At 71.0% G+C, this 17133-nt stretch carries 16 protein-coding genes and 2 tRNA genes; 12 read left to right on the top strand and 6 right to left on the bottom strand.

All coding sequences use genetic code 11. The features are described 5' to 3' along the window. Positions 1-31: 31 nt before the first annotated feature. On the bottom strand, positions 32-598 hold the full coding sequence (locus AC0680_RS08705) for a CGNR zinc finger domain-containing protein (RefSeq protein WP_478626092.1): 567 nt from the start codon (positions 596-598) through the stop codon (positions 32-34). 246 nt (positions 599-844) lie between these two features. Beyond that, complete coding sequence (locus tag AC0680_RS08700; RefSeq protein ID WP_003959770.1) at positions 845-1258, bottom strand: SsgA family sporulation/cell division regulator; 414 nt, start codon at positions 1256-1258, stop codon at positions 845-847. A gap of 189 nt (positions 1259-1447) precedes the next feature. On the opposite strand from AC0680_RS08700, the gene AC0680_RS08695 reads away from it, so the two are divergent. The 4 genes from AC0680_RS08695 to AC0680_RS08680 all read left to right on the top strand — a co-directional run bounded on the left by AC0680_RS08695 (position 1448) and on the right by AC0680_RS08680 (position 2732). Next, positions 1448-1879, top strand: coding sequence for a TIGR02611 family protein (locus tag AC0680_RS08695; RefSeq protein ID WP_478626090.1), 432 nt, complete (start codon positions 1448-1450; stop codon positions 1877-1879). 90 nt (positions 1880-1969) lie between these two features. Next, positions 1970-2041 (top strand) — tRNA-Val (locus AC0680_RS08690). A gap of 85 nt (positions 2042-2126) precedes the next feature. Then, entirely contained in the window at positions 2127-2588 is a 462-nt protein-coding gene (locus AC0680_RS08685) for an SRPBCC family protein (protein WP_478626089.1), read from the top strand. 72 nt (positions 2589-2660) lie between these two features. After that, a tRNA-Val gene (locus AC0680_RS08680) sits at positions 2661-2732 on the top strand. Positions 2733-2854: 122 nt separating this feature from the next. Here the strand turns inward: AC0680_RS08680 and AC0680_RS08675 are convergent. After that, entirely contained in the window at positions 2855-3580 is a 726-nt protein-coding gene (locus AC0680_RS08675) for an exonuclease domain-containing protein (RefSeq protein ID WP_478626087.1), read from the bottom strand. Positions 3581-3791: 211 nt separating this feature from the next. Here AC0680_RS08675 and AC0680_RS08670 point away from each other — a divergent pair, with 211 nt between their 5' ends. The 3 genes from AC0680_RS08670 (at position 3792) to thrS (ending at position 7633) form a co-directional block, all read left to right on the top strand. Further along, positions 3792-4358 carry a DUF4365 domain-containing protein gene (locus tag AC0680_RS08670; protein ID WP_478626085.1) on the top strand — a complete coding sequence of 189 codons (567 nt, stop codon included), beginning with the start codon at positions 3792-3794 and terminating at the stop codon, positions 4356-4358. After that, entirely contained in the window at positions 4358-5548 is a 1191-nt protein-coding gene (locus AC0680_RS08665; protein ID WP_384428969.1) for a hypothetical protein, read from the top strand. Before AC0680_RS08670 ends, AC0680_RS08665 begins: the two co-directional genes overlap by 1 nt. A gap of 105 nt (positions 5549-5653) precedes the next feature. Next, entirely contained in the window at positions 5654-7633 is a 1980-nt protein-coding gene (thrS, locus tag AC0680_RS08660; RefSeq protein ID WP_478626083.1) for a threonine--tRNA ligase, read from the top strand. 54 nt (positions 7634-7687) lie between these two features. Here the strand turns inward: thrS and AC0680_RS08655 are convergent, their stop codons facing one another. After that, a complete protein-coding gene (locus tag AC0680_RS08655) occupies positions 7688-8329 on the bottom strand; it encodes a potassium channel family protein (RefSeq protein ID WP_478626082.1) in 642 nt (213 codons plus the stop codon). Positions 8330-8396: 67 nt separating this feature from the next. Between AC0680_RS08655 and AC0680_RS08650 the strand changes: the two genes are divergently transcribed. From AC0680_RS08650 to AC0680_RS08640, 3 genes are all read left to right on the top strand, one after another. Beyond that, positions 8397-8954: an HIT family protein gene (locus AC0680_RS08650; protein ID WP_468976788.1), complete on the top strand. Its 558-nt coding sequence runs from the start codon at positions 8397-8399 to the stop codon at positions 8952-8954. A gap of 114 nt (positions 8955-9068) precedes the next feature. Beyond that, a complete protein-coding gene (locus AC0680_RS08645; protein WP_478626079.1) occupies positions 9069-9869 on the top strand; it encodes a polysaccharide deacetylase family protein in 801 nt (266 codons plus the stop codon). After that, positions 9869-11083 (top strand): YncE family protein, encoded by a 1215-nt coding sequence (locus AC0680_RS08640; protein ID WP_478626077.1) that lies wholly within the window; start codon positions 9869-9871, stop codon positions 11081-11083. The genes AC0680_RS08645 and AC0680_RS08640 overlap by 1 nt, the downstream gene beginning before the upstream one ends. A 112-nt stretch (positions 11084-11195) precedes the next feature. On the opposite strand, the gene AC0680_RS08635 is transcribed toward AC0680_RS08640, so the two are convergent. After that, complete coding sequence (locus AC0680_RS08635; protein WP_478626075.1) at positions 11196-12875, bottom strand: hypothetical protein; 1680 nt, start codon at positions 12873-12875, stop codon at positions 11196-11198. A gap of 175 nt (positions 12876-13050) precedes the next feature. Further along, a complete protein-coding gene (locus tag AC0680_RS08630) occupies positions 13051-15249 on the bottom strand; it encodes an elongation factor G-like protein EF-G2 (protein ID WP_478626073.1) in 2199 nt (732 codons plus the stop codon). Between the two features lie 262 nt (positions 15250-15511). Here AC0680_RS08630 and pgsA point away from each other — a divergent pair, with 262 nt between their 5' ends. Together pgsA and AC0680_RS08620 are read left to right on the top strand one after the other, a co-directional pair. Beyond that, positions 15512-16168: a phosphatidylinositol phosphate synthase gene (gene pgsA, locus AC0680_RS08625; protein ID WP_478626071.1), complete on the top strand. Its 657-nt coding sequence runs from the start codon at positions 15512-15514 to the stop codon at positions 16166-16168. Then, the coding region (locus tag AC0680_RS08620) for a phosphatidylinositol mannoside acyltransferase (RefSeq protein WP_478626069.1) at positions 16165-17133 on the top strand (969 nt) is incomplete at its 3' end. The genes pgsA and AC0680_RS08620, both read left to right, overlap by 4 nt.

The raw sequence follows: 17133 nt of genomic DNA, 5'->3' as shown, positions 1-17133 counted from the left end.
TCCGTGCCCCACCGCCCGACGCCGGCGGTCCTCAGCCCGCCGCCTCCCGTCGCCGCGCCCGGTAGGCCGCGACATGCAGGCGGTTTCCGCAGGTGCGGCTGTCGCAGTAGCGCCGGGAGCGGTTGCGGGAGAGATCGACGAAGGTGTGCCGGCAGTCCGGCGCCTCGCAGTACCGCAGCCGCTCGCGCTCTCCGGCGACGACGATGAAGGCCAGCGCCATCCCGCCGTCCGCGGCCAGATGGTCGGCGACCGACGCGTCCGGCGCGAAGTAGTGGACGTGCCAGTCGTACCCGTCGTGGTCGGTCAGCTGCGGTGTGGTGCCCGCCGAGGCGACCAGCGCGTTGAGCCGCTCGGCCGCGGTGCGGTCGTCCTCGGCCGCGAAGACCTCGGCGAACCGCGCCCGGACCGCCCGTACGGCCGCCAGATCGCCGGGGCCCAGTGCCCCCACCCCGCTGACGTCGTTGCGCCGTACGAAGTCCTCCAGGCTCGCCAGGTCGGTCAGGCTGTCCGGCGCGCCGGGCGCGTCGCCTTCCGGGGCGGTGTTGAGCAGGTCGACGACCGCGTCCAGCGCGCACCGGGTGTCATGGGTGATCATCACGGTTCCGCTCCCTGGCCGCCTGAGGCCGGACGGGTGCCGCCCGGTGCCGTTGCCGAATGGTCGCCGACTCTAGCGTCTGGAACAAGCTCCACAGCGCCTGGAACAAGCTCCGGCGTCGCCTCCGCGGTGGGCCCGCGGCGGCGACGCCGAAGTGTGCCGTATGAACTTGTCGGTCCTGCGCCGTCTCCCCGAGTCGGACGGTCGCAAGTGTGAGCGGGTGAGTGCTTTCGGTTACCTCTCCGCGTCTCAGCTCTCCGCCAGGATGTGGGAGAGCTCGGTGTCGAGATCGAAATGCCGGTGCTCCGTACCGGGCGGTACGGCGGCATCGGTCCTTTTGAGGAACGACTCGAGGGCCCGTGCGGGCGCCTCCAGCAGTGCTTCGCCTTCCGGGGAGCTCAGGGCGATGCAGACAACGCCCTGCCCGTGACTCCGGGACGGCCATACGCGGACGTCGCCGGTGCCGGTGGGTCGGTGCAGACCCTCGGCGAGGAGGTCGCGGGCGAAAACCCACTCGACGGTCTCCTCGGCTCCGGTGTGGAAGGTGGCATGCACGGCATAGGGATCGGCCGTGTCATACCGCAGGCCCGCGGGTACAGGCAGTGAGGACTCGCTCGACACAACGAGGCGCAGGTGCAGCTCGCAGCTGACCGTGGTGTTCATAAGCGCCAGGGCCTTTCGCTCAGTGTGCGCTCGGGGATTCGCACGTCGGCGAAATCGACATGCCACCTACGGTGCCGTTGTAAACCCCTCTGACGGTTTTGAGTGGTTTCAGGTACCTCTTACGGCGGATTGCGAGATCGTCCCCGGCGGTAATTCCGCGGAGTGATCCCGTCCGGTAAGTTTGGCAGTATGAATACGCAGAGTAACGGGGGGCTGGGAGTCGCCGAGGAGGATGCCGTGCCGGCCGAGCAACCACTCGGATCGCGAGCGCCGCACTTCATCAAGCGCTCCCGGCCGCTGCACATGAGCTGGCAGGTCGGGGTCTTCGTCGTCGGTCTCGCGGTGGTCGTGGCCGGCGTGATCATGCTGCCGCTGCCGGGTCCCGGATGGCTGGTGATCTTCGGCGGCATGGCGATCTGGGCGACGGAGTTCGTCTGGGCGCAGCTGGTGCTGCGGTGGACCAAGCGAAAGGTCACCGAAGCCGCCCAGAAGGCGCTCGACCCCAAGGTGCGGCGCCGCAACATCATTCTCACCACCATCGGCGTGGTGATCATCGCGGCGGCGCTCGCGGTCTATGTGTGGAAGTTCGGCTTCGCGATGCCCTGGAACGTCTCCGAGTGACCTGGCGCCGATCCGGCCGCGCCGCGCCGAGGCGGCCCGGGTCATGGTCATGAGTGCCCGCCGACGTGGGGTAATGTTGGCGGTGCGCCCGGGCGATTAGCTCAGTGGGAGAGCGCTTCGTTCACACCGAAGAGGTCACTGGTTCGAACCCAGTATCGCCCACCCCGGACGACGGCCCGGAGACTTCCAAGTCTCCGGGCCGTCGCAGTTGTTGGGCGCGGGCGGCCGCCGGGCGCACACTGGGCCCATGCCCGACTGGTCACGCCGGCTGCACCACTACCGCTTTCGCAGCGTATGGCTGCTGGACGCCCCGCCGGCGGCCGTCTACGCCGCCTTGGCGCACGCCGAGGCCTACCCCCGGTGGTGGCCGCAGGTTCGCGAGGTGACCGCGCTCGACGACCGCAGCGGCACCGCCCGGTTCAGGTCGCTGCTGCCGTACGACCTGAAGGTCACCGCGACCGAGCGGGTGCGGGACCCGGTGGCAGGGCTGCTGGAGATCGCGATGCGGGGGGACCTGGAGGGCTGGGCCCGCTGGACGGTCGGGCCCGCGGGCGGCGGCACCCGGGCCGTGTTCGATCAGGACGTCGAGGTCCGCAAGCCGCTGCTGCGGCGGTTCGCGCTGGTGGGGCGCCCGCTGTTCGTGGCCAATCACGCGCTGATGATGCGGGCCGGACGGCGGGGGCTGGCCGCCCGGCTGGCCCGCGGCTGACAGGAATTTGATGGAAGGCCCGGCCGACCTGTATTGTTCAGGTCGTTCGCGAGGGAAACCTCGCCGACATCCGGGCGATTAGCTCAGTGGGAGAGCGCTTCGTTCACACCGAAGAGGTCACTGGTTCGAACCCAGTATCGCCCACCGGATCAAGAACCGGGCCACCGAAAGGTGGCCCGGTTTTTTTGTCGGCGGAATGCCGCGGCCGGAATTCCCGTCCGGTGGTGGGCCTTTGCCGGGCGGAGCGCGGAATTCCTGATGCATGATCAGGCGGCGGCCGGGAGTTCGGGACGCAGCGGCCAATGCGGATCGACCGCCTCGAAGCTGCCGGTGCGGGCGAACCACGCCTGCAGTCCCCGGGCCTGGGCGGCGTGCCAGACCGCCTGGCGGGTGTGCAGCTCCGCCGGGTGCAGGCCCTCCAGCCGGTCGGCGAAGCGGTGGCCCAGGGCGCGTACGACGCGCAGTGCGGCCAGCGCGTCGGCGGCCGCCTCGTGCGCATCGGTCAGCTCGACCTCGTAGTGCGCGCACAGATCCGTGAGCGTGCGGCGGCCCTTGCGGTAGCGGTCCAGGTGTTTGTCGAGGACGCGGGGGTCGAGGACGCAGAGCGGATGCGCGCCCAGATAGGCGTTGAGCGAGCTGGCGCGGTGCCGCTTCAACTCGCGCTCCAGAAGGGTCAGATCGAAGGGGGCGTTCATCACCACCAGCGGCCGGCCGGCCACCGACTGCGCGGCCAGGGCGCGTGCGACCTCCTCCAGCACCGGCGCCGGCCAGCGGCCGTGCAGGGCGAGATGGTCGGCCGTCAGCCCGTGCACCGCCGTCGCGGCTTCCGGGATCTCGACGCCGGGGTTGATCAGCCAGTGGGTGGTGCGGGGCGTCGAGCGCGGGGTCTCCTGGACCACCAGGGCCGCGGAGACGATGCGGTCCTGCTCCACGTCGATGCCCGTCGTCTCGGTGTCGAAGGCGGCGAGCGGACCGTCATACCAGCACGGCATCATCCCAACTCCTCGTGCTTGTACGGGGGATGGCATCGCATACCACCCGAGCTGGTGATACCCGAGCCGCCCGGTGGTCGAACCGTCGTTGTTTGCGGACCACTTGACGCGGAGACAACCAAGGTGACGGGCCGCGCGATCCGCTGCCTCCCCGTCATCCCAGACGCATCGACCGCGGGGGTGTTCCCCCCAGCCCGGAAGGCCCTGAGCGATGACGCTCGCGCAGCCCGAACCGGGCGGGCTGCTGCCCCAGCGGACCACACCGCAGCGCGGCGGACTCGCCACCACTGCCTGCATGGAGACCCTCCAGGTGGGCTATCTGCACGCGGTCGCCGCCGCCTCCGGATGCTCGCTGGCGCAGCCCTTCCCGGACAACGGAATCGACTGGCACGTCAGCCATGGCGCGCCGGGCCACACCGTCGACGACGAGGTCACCATCAAGGTGCAGCTCAAATGCACCTACCAGACCGCCCCGCGCCCACCGGGGCCGACCTTCGCCTTCACGCTCGACAACGACCACCTGGCCAAGCTCGCCCGCACGCCCGTGTCGGTGCACAAGATCCTCGTCGTGATGCTGGTCCCACGGACCCAGCGGGACTGGCTGCGGGCCTCCCACGACCGTCTCGAACTGCGGCACTGCTGCTACTGGACAAACCTGGCCGGTCATCCGGTGACCGGCCGGCGCAGGACCACTGTGCGGATCCCGACCACGCGGATCTTCGACGACCGAGCGCTCTGCGAGATCATGACGCGGGTCGGGGCGGGAGGGAGACCCTGATGTACCGGCCGACCGATGAACCCGACGCGCGGCTGCTGGATCCCGCGCTGCTCGACCCGGCGGTGCTCAGCGCGCTGCTGGCCCGGCACGGCTGGCGCCGCCGGGGCGCCGCCGCCGGCCACTACGCCCGGTGGACGCCGCCCGGCGGGATGGGCGGCACCAGCCTGCTGGTGCCGCACGACCGTCGTTTCCCCGACAGCGCGGAGCTGCTCGCCGAGGCGCTGGCGGCGCTGGCGCAGAGCGCCGCACCCTCCGCACGCGAGGTGCTGGTGGGGCTGGCGGTGCCCAGTGACGAGGTGCGCTGGGAGCGCGAGGTCCCCGAGGGCGGCTCGGGTGCCGCGTACTGGGTGGCCCAGGAGCAGCTGCGCGGCGCCGCCCGCTCGATGCTGATCGCCGGGGCGCTGGGCACGTACGGCCGGGCCGGCTACTACGGTGCCCGGCACAAGCGGCAGGCCGAGGGGTTCATGGGCGAGGTGCTGGTCGGCCCGGCGGCCGGCGGGCGCCGGCTGACCGCGTTCGTTCCGGTGCGCGGCGGGCGCGGCGCGGTCACCGGGCTGCAGCGGGCCCTGCACGCGGCCCGCGACGCCACCGACTACCAGCGTGCCACCGGTGGCATGGAGGCCTTCGACGCGGCCGTCGAGCTGGGTGTCTGCCATGAGCTGGCGCAGGCGCTGATCGCGCTGGTCCGCGATGCGGAGGGGGTGCGGATCGCGGTCGAGTGGTCACCGGCCGCCGGCGCCCCGGCCGGCTGCCCGGCCCGCCCCGAACCGGTGGAGTTCTCGCCCGGCGACCTGCCCGCGCTCCAGCAGGCGGCCCAGCGCTATGTGCGCGACGAGCCGTCGCTGCCGGTACGGGTGACCGGCGCGGTCGTACGGCTGCGCAGGGAGCGGCCCGGGGGCCCCGGCACGGTGCGGCTGCGGGTGATCACCGGCGCCGACGTCGGGCAGGTGCGGGTCTCGCTGGGGGAGGAGGACTACCGGATCGCCGGGCACGCCCACCTGGTGGGACTGCCGATCAGGGTCAGCGGGCGGCTGGAGAGCCGGGGCGGCTTCCGCCGGATCACCGGCGGCCGCGACGTCACGCCCGTACAGGTCGACGAGGCGGAGCGGGACCGCCTGCTGAAGTCGCTCCAGGAGAATCTCGACTTCTTCGAGGAGGCGTGCGGCGGGCCGCTGGACGACACGCCCTGACGGAGCCGCCCGCGGAATCCGTTTCGCGGTCGGGACCACCGGCTCGGTACGATTCGGCTGCGCAGCAATCGCTGTCGTGAAAGAGACATGAGTCAGGAGAGACCGGTGTCAGACGTCCGTGTGACCGTCCAACGCGATTCCGAGCGGGAAGAACGCGTGGTGACCACGGGCACTACGGCCGCCGACCTCTTCCAGGGCGAGCGCAGTGTCGTCGCCGCGCGGGTGGCCGGGGAGCTGAAGGACCTGGCGTACGAGGTCGCCGAGGGCGACGAGGTCGAGCCCGTCGACATCACCTCCGAGGACGGCCTGAACATCCTGCGGCACTCCACCGCGCATGTGATGGCCCAGGCCGTGCAGGAGCTGTTCCCCGAGGCGAAGCTCGGCATCGGCCCGCCCATCAAGGACGGCTTCTACTACGACTTCGACGTCGAGACCCCCTTCCACCCGGACGATCTCAAGCGCGTCGAGAAGAAGATGCAGGAGATCCAGAAGCGCGGGCAGAAGTTCGCCCGCCGCGCGGTCAGCGACGACGCCGCGCGCGAGGAGCTGGCGAACGAGCCGTACAAGCTCGAACTGATCGGGCTGAAGGGTTCCGCCGCGGACGCCGCCGAGGGCGCCTCCGCCGAGGTGGGCGCCGGCGAGCTGACCATCTACGACAACCTCGACGCCAAGACCGGCGACCTGTGCTGGAAGGACCTGTGCCGCGGTCCGCACCTGCCCAGCACCCGCGCCATCCCGGCCTTCAAGCTGATGCGCTCGGCCGCCGCGTACTGGCGGGGCAGCGAGAAGAACAAGCAGCTGCAGCGGATCTACGGCACCGCCTGGCCGACCAAGGACGAGCTCAAGGCGCATCTGGACTTCCTCGCCGAGGCCGAGAAGCGCGACCACCGCAAGCTCGGTGCCGAGCTCGACCTGTTCTCCATTCCGGAGATCCTCGGCTCGGGCCTGGCCGTCTTCCACCCCAAGGGCGGCGTCATCCGCCGGGTGATGGAGGACTACGCCCGCCGGCGGCACGAGGAGGCGGGCTACGAGTTCGTCAACACCCCGCACATCTCCAAGCAGAAGCTCTTCGAGGTCTCGGGCCACCTGCCGAGCTACGCGGACGCGATGTTCCCGCCCGTGCAGTTCGAGGGACAGGACTACCGCCTCAAGGCGATGAACTGCCCGATGCACAACCTGATCTTCCAGGCGCGCGGCCGCTCGTACCGCGAACTGCCGCTGCGGCTCTTCGAGTTCGGCACGGTCTACCGCTACGAGAAGTCCGGTGTGGTGCACGGCCTGACCCGGGCCCGCGGCTTCACCCAGGACGACTCGCACATCTACTGCACCAAGGAGCAGATGCATGACGAGCTGGACTCGCTGCTGACCTTCGTGCTGGACCTGCTGCGCGACTACGGCCTCAGCGACTTCTACCTCGAGCTGTCCACCCGCGACGACTCCGAGAAGTTCATCGGTGAGCCCGAGGAGTGGGCGGAGGCCACCGAGACGCTGCGCGAGGCCGCCGAGAAGCAGGGCCTGGAGCTGGTCATGGACCCGGGCGGCGCCGCGTACTACGGTCCCAAGATCTCCGTGCAGGCCAAGGACGCCATCGGCCGTACCTGGCAGATGTCGACCATCCAGGTCGACTTCCAGCAGCCCAAGCGCTTCGAGCTGGAGTACACCTCGGCGGACGGCTCCAAGCAGCGTCCGGTCATGATCCACCGCGCGCTGTTCGGTTCGATCGAGCGGTTCTTCGCGGTGCTGCTGGAGCACTACGCGGGCGCGTTCCCGGCGTGGCTGGCCCCGGTGCAGGCGACCTGCATCCCGATCGGCGACGCGCACGTTCCGTATCTGGAGGAGTTCGCCGCGCAGGCGAAGGCCAAGGGGCTGCGGATCGAGGTCGACTCCTCGTCGGACCGGATGCAGAAGAAGATCAGGAACGCGCAGAAGAGCAAGGTGCCGTTCATGGTCATCGCCGGTGACGAGGACATGGCGGCCGGGGCGGTGTCCTTCCGCTACCGCGACGGGTCGCAGAAGAACGGGATCCCGCGCGACGAGGCGATCGCCGAGATCCTCGACGTGGTGGAGCGCCGCCTGCAGGTGTGACGCCGGTTTCCGTGACGTGGGCCCCGGGGAGCGATCGGCCTCCCCGGGGCCCCGTCATGTCTCGCCCTCCACCCGGAAGCGCCGCGCCAGCCACGACGAGAACGAGCCCACCACCGCCCCCACCAGGGCGACGCCGACGAACATCAGCGCCACTCCGGCCAGCCGGCCGCGCGGGGTGACGGGCGTGGCGTCGCCGTACCCGGTGGTCGTCAGGGTCGAGCAGGCCCACCACACCGAGTCGCCGAAGGTCGTGATGGTCGAGTGCGGGGCCAGGCGCTCGTCGTGGTAGACGGCCAGGCTCGCGGCGAAGCCCAGCAGCAGCGAGGTCAGCCCGGCATAGGTCATCACGCGGGCTTCGAGGGCGAGCCGTGGGTGGTCCCTGCGGCGCTGCATCCGGTCGTGCGTCTCGATGAGCCGCAGCGGCCGCAGCAGGGGCAGCACGGTCACGATCAGGTCCAGCCACCGGGTGCGGACGAAGCGCCGGCGGTGCTCGCTGAGCAGCAGCCGGGCCAGATATTCGACGACGAAGGCGCCCCAGGTCACGGCGGTGACCAGGCCCCAGAAGACCTGCCAGCCGGGAGGGAGGTCCGGGATCAGGACCCGGACCGCGTAGGAGGCGAGGAAGAGCAGCGAGGCGATCAGGAGGTACGGCTCGGCCCGCTCCTCCCACTCCCGCAGCCGCGCTTCCCTGTCCATCGCCACAGCATCGCGGAGTGGCCGGCGCTGTGCGCCCCAACGACACGCTGCCAATGGACGAAGCCATATGCTGGCCCGTATGACAAGCGAGCCGGAGCAGCAGATCGGAGTCGGGACGCAGGACGCCTTCCAGCGCCTGTGGACGCCCCACCGGATGGCCTACATCCAGGGCGAGAACAAACCGAGCGGCCCGGGGGCCGACGACGGCTGCCCGTTCTGCACCATCCCCGCGAAGTCGGACGAGGACGGCCTCGTGATCGCGCGCGGTGAGCATGTCTACGCGGTGCTGAACCTCTACCCGTACAACGGCGGCCACCTCATGGTCGTCCCGTTCCGGCACGTCGCCGACTACACCGAGCTGGACGGCCCGGAAACCGCCGAGCTGGCCGAGTTCACCAAGCGGGCGATGACCGCGCTGCGCACCGCGTCCGGGGCGCACGGCTTCAACATCGGGATGAACCAGGGCACGGTCGCCGGCGCCGGCATCGCGGCCCATCTCCACCAGCACGTCGTCCCCCGCTGGGGCGGGGACACCAACTTCATGCCGGTGGTCGGCCACACCAAGGTGCTGCCCCAACTCCTCGCCGACACCCGGGTGATGCTCGCCGCGGCCTGGCCCGCGTAGCTCGCTCGGGCCGTCGTCCGGGGCGGTGTCCCGGGGCGATGCTCGGTACGACACGTACGCGGGTGAATCGGGCATATCGCCCTAATTCTGATTAGTTGCCTCTCTAATGGGGTGGTGACTTCACTGGATCGTCGCTCCGTGCTGCGCGCGGCCGCCTCGGCCGCGGGAGCCGGCGCGCTGGCGGCGGGCTGCGCCCCGGACCGGGCCGCGGACCCCGGTGCCGCACGGGCCGGTGGCGGGCCGAACCCTTCCGGGGCCGGCCGGCGCCCGCCCGTCCCCGCCCCCGCCGCCCGGCGGCCCACCCGGGTACCCGGTCTGGGCGCACAGATCGAGCACGGGCCGCGCGACGGGCGGGCCGTCGCGCTGACCTTCCACGGCGCGGGCGATCCCCGGCTGGCCACCGCCCTGCTCGGCGAGGCCGAGCGGGGCGGCGCCAAGGTCACCGTGCTCGCCGTCGGCGACTGGCTCGACGAGCAGCCCGCGATGGCCCGCCGCATCCTCGACGGCGGCCATGAGCTGGGCAATCACACCATGCACCACCGCGCGATCTGCGCCCTGCCGGCCGCCGAGGCGTACGCCGAGATCGTCCGCTGCGCCGACCGGCTGCGCACCCTCACCGGCACCATCGGCAGCTGGTTCCGCCCCTCGCGGACCCGGCGGGCCACCGAACTGGTGACCTCGCTGGCCCGCAAGGCCGGCTATCCGCATGTCCTGTCCTACGACGTGGACTCGCTCGACGCGAACGACCCCGGTGCCCCGGCCGTCCGGCGCACGGTCCTGGACTCGGTCGGGCCGGGCTCGGTCGTGAGCCTCCACCTGGGGCACGCCGGCACGGTGGCCGCGCTGCCCTCCATCCTCGACGGCCTCCGCCGGCGCGGTCTGCGCGCGGTGACGACAACGGAGCTAGTGACCTGATGGCTGACCGGAACCGTACCGATTCCCCGACCCGCTTCCTGAGCCGGGGCCTTCGCCACCGGGCGGCCGCGCTGCTCGCCGCGGCCTGTGCGCTGGTGGCGGCGGGCTGCAGCGGCGGCGGGACCAAGCCCGCCGCGCAGAGCCCCCCACCGGTCGAACGCGCACCGGTCAAGGCCGCCAAACCGGGACTGCCGGGGATGCCGCCGCTGCTCGACGAGCACGACCTGTACGCCGCGGACCGCCCCGGCAAGCTGGCGCCGCAGGTCAAGGGTTACCCGTCGCGGATCTACGTGCCCAACACAGGGTCCGACACCGTCAGCGTCATCGACCCGAAGACGTACAAGGTCATGGAGACCATCCCCGTCGGCGTCCAGCCGCAGCACGTCGTGCCGTCCTGGGACATGAAGACGCTCTGGGTCAACAACAACCGGGGGCACGACCTCACCCCGATCGACCCCGCCACCGGCAAGGCCGGCAAGCGCGTCAAGGTCCACGACCCGTACAACCTGTACTTCACGCCCAACGGGAAGTACGCCGTGGTGATGGCCTCCATGGACCGGCAGCTGGTCTTCCGCGACCCGCACAGCATGGAGATCCGCAAGACCGTCCCGGTCAGCTGCGCCGGCGTCAACCACGCCGACTTCTCGCCGGACGGCAAGTACTTCATCGTCTCCTGCGAGTTCTCCGGTGAGCTGCTGAAGGTCGACACGGAGAAGATGAAGGTCATCGGCCAGGAGAAGCTGCCGTTCGAGGGCGCCATGCCGCAGGACGTGAAGATCTCCCCGGACGGCAGGACCTGGTACGTCGCCGACATGATGGCCGACGGCATCTGGGTGCTCAACGGCGACGCCTTCGACCGGCCCAGGCTGATGCCGACCGGCAAGGGCGCCCACGGCCTCTACGTCAGCCGCGACTCCAAGACCATGTACATCTCCAACCGCGGCGAGGGCTCGATCTCCCTGCTCGACTTCAAGACCGGCGAACTCGCCGGCAAGTGGCACATCCGCGGCGGCGGCAGCCCCGACATGGGCGGGCTGTCCACCGACGGCAAGGTCCTGTGGCTCTCCGGCCGCTACCACTCCGAGGTCTACGCACTGGACACCCGCACCGGCAAGACCCTGGCCAAGATCCCGGTCGGCCAGGGCCCGCACGGCCTCGCGGTCTACCCGCAGCCGGGGCGCTACTCCCTGGGGCACACCGGCATCTTCCGCTAGCGGGTGCCGCTTCGATCAGCGCGGACCCACCGAGAGCGAAGAGCCCCCCGGGCACGAACACCTGGGGCCCGCCCGGCGACAGCACCGGACGGGCCCCAGGAGCCGAGGACCGCTACGCGTTGTACTCGTCGACCTTGTGCGGTTCCACGCCCTGGATCATGCCGCTGAGCACCAGGGAACGGTTGGTGAAGCGCTCGGTGTCCACGCCGTTGTCCTTCAGGACGTTCATCGCGGCGGCGTGGACCGTGCGCAGGACCGGCGTCGCGGCGCGCAGCGCGTCATCGGCCATGAAGCGGTGCCGCCAGGGCTTGTCGGCCCAGACGTGCCGCAGGCCGAACGGCTCGGGGAGCGTCAGCTTGCCGCCGAGGAAGTCCAGGACCGGCGGGAACCAGGTCAGCGGGGCCCGGGCGGCGAGCCGGACCACCTCCTGCGGCTCGATCAGCGGGAGCGTCTGGGTCTTGGTCTCCCAGAACTTGACGACCTTGGCGACGTCCTTGGTCTTGGGCTCCGGCTTGGTCGTGAACAGGCCGTTGACCGGGCCGAGGGCGTGGCCGGTCACCTCGATGCGCAGCGTCTCGTGCAGCACCGTGACGGTGATCATCAGGGTGATCACCAACTGGCCGTCCCACAGGACGAACTGGACGCCGAGGTAGTGGCGGTTGCCGCTGCCGAACTGCTGGTCGTTGCAGATCCGCTCTATTTCGTGACCGCGGATCTGGTACGCCTCGACATGCGTGCCCTCCGGGCGGCTGACGGCGGCGGCCTTCTCACCGACCGGCGAGACGATCCAGTGGCGGACGGAGGGAGTCGGGAAGCCGCCGGTGTGCAGCGGGCTGCGCTCCAGCAGCCGCAGCTTGTCGTGGATCGCACGGATCACGTCCCAGCTGCGGAACGGGTTGATCTCCGTGCCCTCCTGCGCCGGCTTGAGCTCCTCGGCCAGCTGCCAGCTGCCCCAGCGGGTGCCCATGCCGAGTATGCCCTTGGGGCCGGCGTAGAAGACGACATTGCTGTTCTGCTCGGCGGTGACCTTGGCCAGATTCTGCCGGAGGGTCTCGGCGGCGGTCTCGTTCGGGTCCTGCGGCACCGCCTCGGGGATCTTGGCGGCCACCCCGCCGCCCTCCAGCAGCCCCTTCCACGACTCCCGCATCGCCACCGCGGTCTTCTCGCAGATCTGCTTGGCCAGCCACCAGCCGACCACCGGGGCGACGACCATGGCCCGGGCGTACATCGGCCAGAAGCCGTTCATCGGCAGCTTGATCATGAAGACCAGCCCGACGCCGGCGAGCACGGTCAGCAGCACCGCGCCGAGCAGCGAGACGCCCTTGCCCTCGCCGTCCTTGGAGAGCATCTTGCGCAGCTGGAAGACGCCCAGCCACAGCAGCACACCGGGCAGGAACAGCAGCCCGAACAGCACCATCAGCAGCGTCAGTTTGCTGTCCCGCTGCTTGCGGACCCGAGTGGCCGACAGACAGTGCTCGACGATGGTCTGCGGCTCGATCCCGAACGACTGGATGAGTGGCTTGCGGTCGCCGCCGAGCATCCGCACCTGCACGGCGCGCGAGTACGCCTCGCCGAGGTTGGGCGCGAACAGCGACAGCTTCGGCTTCTTGATCTCGGACTTGCCCGAGTCGGAGTCCGCCTTGGAGATGTCGGCCAGCGGGCTGTCCCGATATGCGGCCGAGGCCAGCGCCTGGGTCGCCGCCGTCTGCCCGGCGCTCCCCGAGAGCGGCACCTGCGCCCCTGGGCTGAAGTCGAACCCGTCTGCCACTACCGCCCCCCACACCGCTCGCATCCGATGATGCGGCTCTTCCCGGCTTCCGCCGACGGCACACCTGTCAGGAGCCGGTGGCCGACGCGCCTCGTCGTCGCGCGCACGGCCCGACGACAAGGTTCTCAGCGTACAGCCGCCGTCCAGCCCGAGGGGGTTGAGCCGGACAGCGGCCGATCCATGGCTGACCCGGCGTCAACTACCCGCCGTTCTCCGCCTCTTCCCGCACCTTCGCGGCCAGCTGCGGCGGCATCGGCTCATGCCGTACGTAGACGCGGGAGAACCGTCCGCTGCCGTGCGAGAGCGAACGCAGGTCGATCGCGTACCGGCCGATCTCGATCTCCGGCACCTCCGCACGCACGACGGTGCGGCCCGCACCGGACTGCTCGGTGCCCACCACCCGGCCGCGCCGGCCCGACAGATCGCTCATCACCGGGCCGACGAAGTCGTCCGGAACCATCACACTGACCTCGCAGACCGGTTCGAGCAGATCGATCCGGACGTCGGCGGCCGCCTCGCGCAGCGCCAGCGCGCCCGCCGTCTGGAACGCGGCGTCCGAGGAGTCGACCGAGTGCGCCTTGCCGTCGAGCAGCGTGACGCGGATGTCGACCAGCGGATGCCCGGCGGCCACCCCGCGCGCGGCCTGGGCGCGCACGCCCTTCTCCACGGACGGGATGAACTGCCGGGGCACCGCGCCGCCCACGACCTTGTCCACGAACTCGATGCCGGAACCGCCCGGCAGCGGCTCCACCTCGATCTCGCAGATCGCGAACTGCCCGTGCCCACCGGACTGCTTCACATGCCGCCCGCGGCCGGCCGACGCCTCGCCGAAGGTCTCCCGGAGCGGCACCTTGTGCGCGACCGTGTCGACCTGGACGCCGTAGCGGGTGCGCAGCCGCTCCAGCGCCACATCGACATGCGCCTCGCCCAGACACCACAACACCACCTGATGGGTGTCCTGGTGGTGCTCCAGACGCATCGTCGGGTCCTCGGCCACCAGACGGGCCAGCCCCTGCGAGAGCTTGTCCTCGTCGGCCTTGCTGTGCGCCCGGATGGCGACCGGCAGCAGCGGGTCGGGCATCGTCCAGGGCTCCATCAGCAGCGGACTGTCCTTGTCGGAGAGGGTGTCGCCGGTCTCGGCGCGCGACAGCTTCGCCACACACGCCAGGTCGCCGGCGATCGCCTGCGGCAGCGGACGCTGCTGCTTGCCGAACGGTGCGGACAGCGCCCCGACCCGCTCGTCGACGTCATGGTCCTCATGGCCCCGGTCCTGCAGCCCGTGGCCCGAGACATGCACCGTCTCGTCCGGGCGCAGGGTGCCGGAGAAGACCCGGACCAGCGAGATCCGGCCGACGTACGGGTCGGAGGAGGTCTTGACCACCTCGGCCGCCAGCGGGCCGTCGGGATCGCAGCTCAGCGCCGGGCGCGGGGCGCCCTCCGGGGTGGTCACCTCGGGCGCCTCGCGCTCCGCGGGCGTCGGGAAGCCTCCGGTGATCAGCTCCAGCAGCTCCACGGTGCCCAGCCCCTGCTTGGCGCCCTCGGGGGCCGGGGCGGCGGCCAGCACGGGGTGGAAGGTGCCGCGGGCGACCGCCGTCTCCAGGTCCCCGACGAGGGTCTTGACGTCGATGTCCTCGCCGCCGAGGTAGCGGTCCATCAGGGACTCGTCCTCGCTCTCGGCGATGATCCCCTCGATGAGGCGGTTGCGGGCCTCCTCGATCAGGGGCAGCTCCTCCGCCGTCGGCTCGCGTTCGGTGCGCTCGCCGGACGCGTAGTCGAAGACCCGCCGCGAGAGCAGGCCGATCAGGCCGTGTACGGGGGAGTGGCCGTCGGCGCCCGGCGTTCCGTACAGCGGCAGGTACAGCGGCAGCACCGCGTCCGGGTCCTCGCCGCCGAACGCGGTCCGGCACAGCTCGGTCATCTCGTGGAAGTCGGCGCGGGACGCCTCCAGATGCGTGATGACCAGGGCTCGCGGCATCCCGACGGCCGCGCACTCGTCCCAGACCATGCGGGTCGCGCCGGCCACGCCGTCGGCCGCCGAGACAACGAAAAGGGCCGCGTCCGCGGCGCGCAGACCGGCCCTGAGTTCCCCGACGAAATCGGCGTATCCGGGGGTGTCCAAGATATTGATCTTGATTCCGCCCCAGTCCACCGGGACCAGGGAGAGCTGCACGGAACGTTGCTGACGGTGCTCGATCTCGTCGTAGTCCGACAGACAGCCGCCGTCCTCGACCCGGCCCGCCCGGTTGACCGCGCCGGATGCCAGCGCGAGGGCCTCGACCAGAGTGGTCTTTCCCGATCCGCTGTGGCCGACCAGCACCACATTTCGCAGGGCCGTGGGCTGGCCGGCCGCTGATGCCCTTCCGGCGGCTCCCGGGTTCGTACTCGACTTCTCGCTCATGTGTCTCGCCTCCAGGTCGACACTTTGCGGTGATTCGAGCTTTCCACCGAGGTCACCATGCGTCCATACATGGCGCAAGGGCCCGGTCCTCCCAAGGGCTCCGGGGGCCTGTCCGTACGCCGGGAGGCGCGCAACCGCAGCCCCGAGCCGCCGCATGCACCCTGCGCCGCGATGCCTTCGCGGCGGCCCGGGGCCTCGTGGCTACGATGGGCCAGCCGGTGGCCCCTTGACCGCGCGGCCCATATCGACCTCCGGGAAGGCCATGCTGAACAAGTACGCGCGTGCTTTCTTCACGCGTGTTCTCACGCCGTTCGCCGCCCTGCTCATCCGTATCGGCGTCAGCCCGGACGCGGTCACCCTCGTCGGAACCGGAGGCGTGGTCGCCGGCGCCCTGGTCTTCTATCCGCAGGGCGAGTTCTTCTGGGGCACGGTCGTCATCACCCTCTTCGTCTTCTCCGACCTGGTCGACGGCAACATGGCGCGGCAGCTCGGCCGCTCCAGCCGCTGGGGGGCCTTCCTCGACTCCACCCTCGACCGGGTCGCCGACTCCGCGATCTTCGGCGGGCTCGCCCTCTGGTACGCGGGGCGCGGCGAGAGCCTGATCCTCTGCGCCATGGCGATCTTCTGCCTGGCCAGCGGGCAGGTCGTGTCGTACACCAAGGCGCGGGGCGAGGCCATCGGGCTGCCGGTCGACGTCAACGGCCTGGTCGAACGCGCCGAGCGGCTGGTCATCACGCTGGTGGCCTGCGGGCTGTCGGGCCTGCACGCGTTCGGGGTGCCCGGCGTCGAGGTCCTGCTGCCGATCGCACTGTGGATCGTCGGCATCGGCAGCGCCGTCACCCTCGGCCAGCGCGTGGTGACGGTACGCCGGGAGTCGGCCGAGGCCGACGCCGTCGCACAAGGGGGGAACAGCGCATGAGCGCTCGCAAGGCCGGCCTGCCGGGGATCGACACCGGCAAACTCACCGACGCGCTCTACGGCCTGGGCTGGAGCACCGTCAAGAAGCTGCCCGAAGGGGTCGCCGTACGCCTCGGCCGGCGGATCGCCGACACGGCCTGGAAGCGCCGCGGCAAGGGCGTCCGCCGCCTGGAGGGCAACCTCGCCCGGGTGGTCCCGGACGCCTCCGCCGAGCGCCTGGCCGAGCTCTCCCGGGCCGGGATGCGCTCGTACATGCGCTACTGGATGGAGTCCTTCCGCCTGCCGGCCTGGAGCAAGGACCGGATAAGGACGGGCTTCGTGCCCGAGGACGTGCACCACCTGGAGGAGGGGCTCAAGAGCGATCGCGGTGTCATCCTCGCCCTGCCCCACATGGGCAACTACGACCTCGCGGGCGTCTGGGTCACCACCAAGCTCAACACCCCCTTCACCACCGTCGCCGAGCGCCTCAAGCCCGAGTCCCTCTACGACCGCTTCGTCGCCTACCGCGAGGGCCTGGGCATGGAGGTACTGCCGCACACCGGCGGCGCCGCCTTCGGCACGCTCGCCCGGCGGCTGCGCGCCGGCGGCCTGGTCTGCCTGGTCGCCGACCGCGACCTGTCCAGCTCCGGCATCCCGGTCAAGTTCTTCGGCGAGGAGACGAAGATGCCGGCCGGCCCCGCGATGCTCGCCGTACAGACCGGCGCGATGCTGCTGCCGGTCACCCTCTGGTACGACGAGACCCCCGTCATGCGCGGCCGGGTCCACCCCGAGATCGAGGTCCCCGAGACCGGCACCCGCACCGAGAAGGCCGCCCTGATGACCCAGGCGCTCGCCGACACCTTCGCCTCCGGCATCGCCGACCACCCCGAGGACTGGCACATGCTCCAGCGGCTGTGGCTCGCCGACCTGGAGCCGCGCGAGCCCGGCGGAGACGAGCCGCGCGGAGAAGCGAACGAAGGAACGCAG

The organism is Streptomyces sp. NPDC043738, assembly GCF_056436545.1.
Note: the sequence above shows the minus strand (reverse complement) of the source record. Positions and strands in the feature narration are given on the sequence as shown.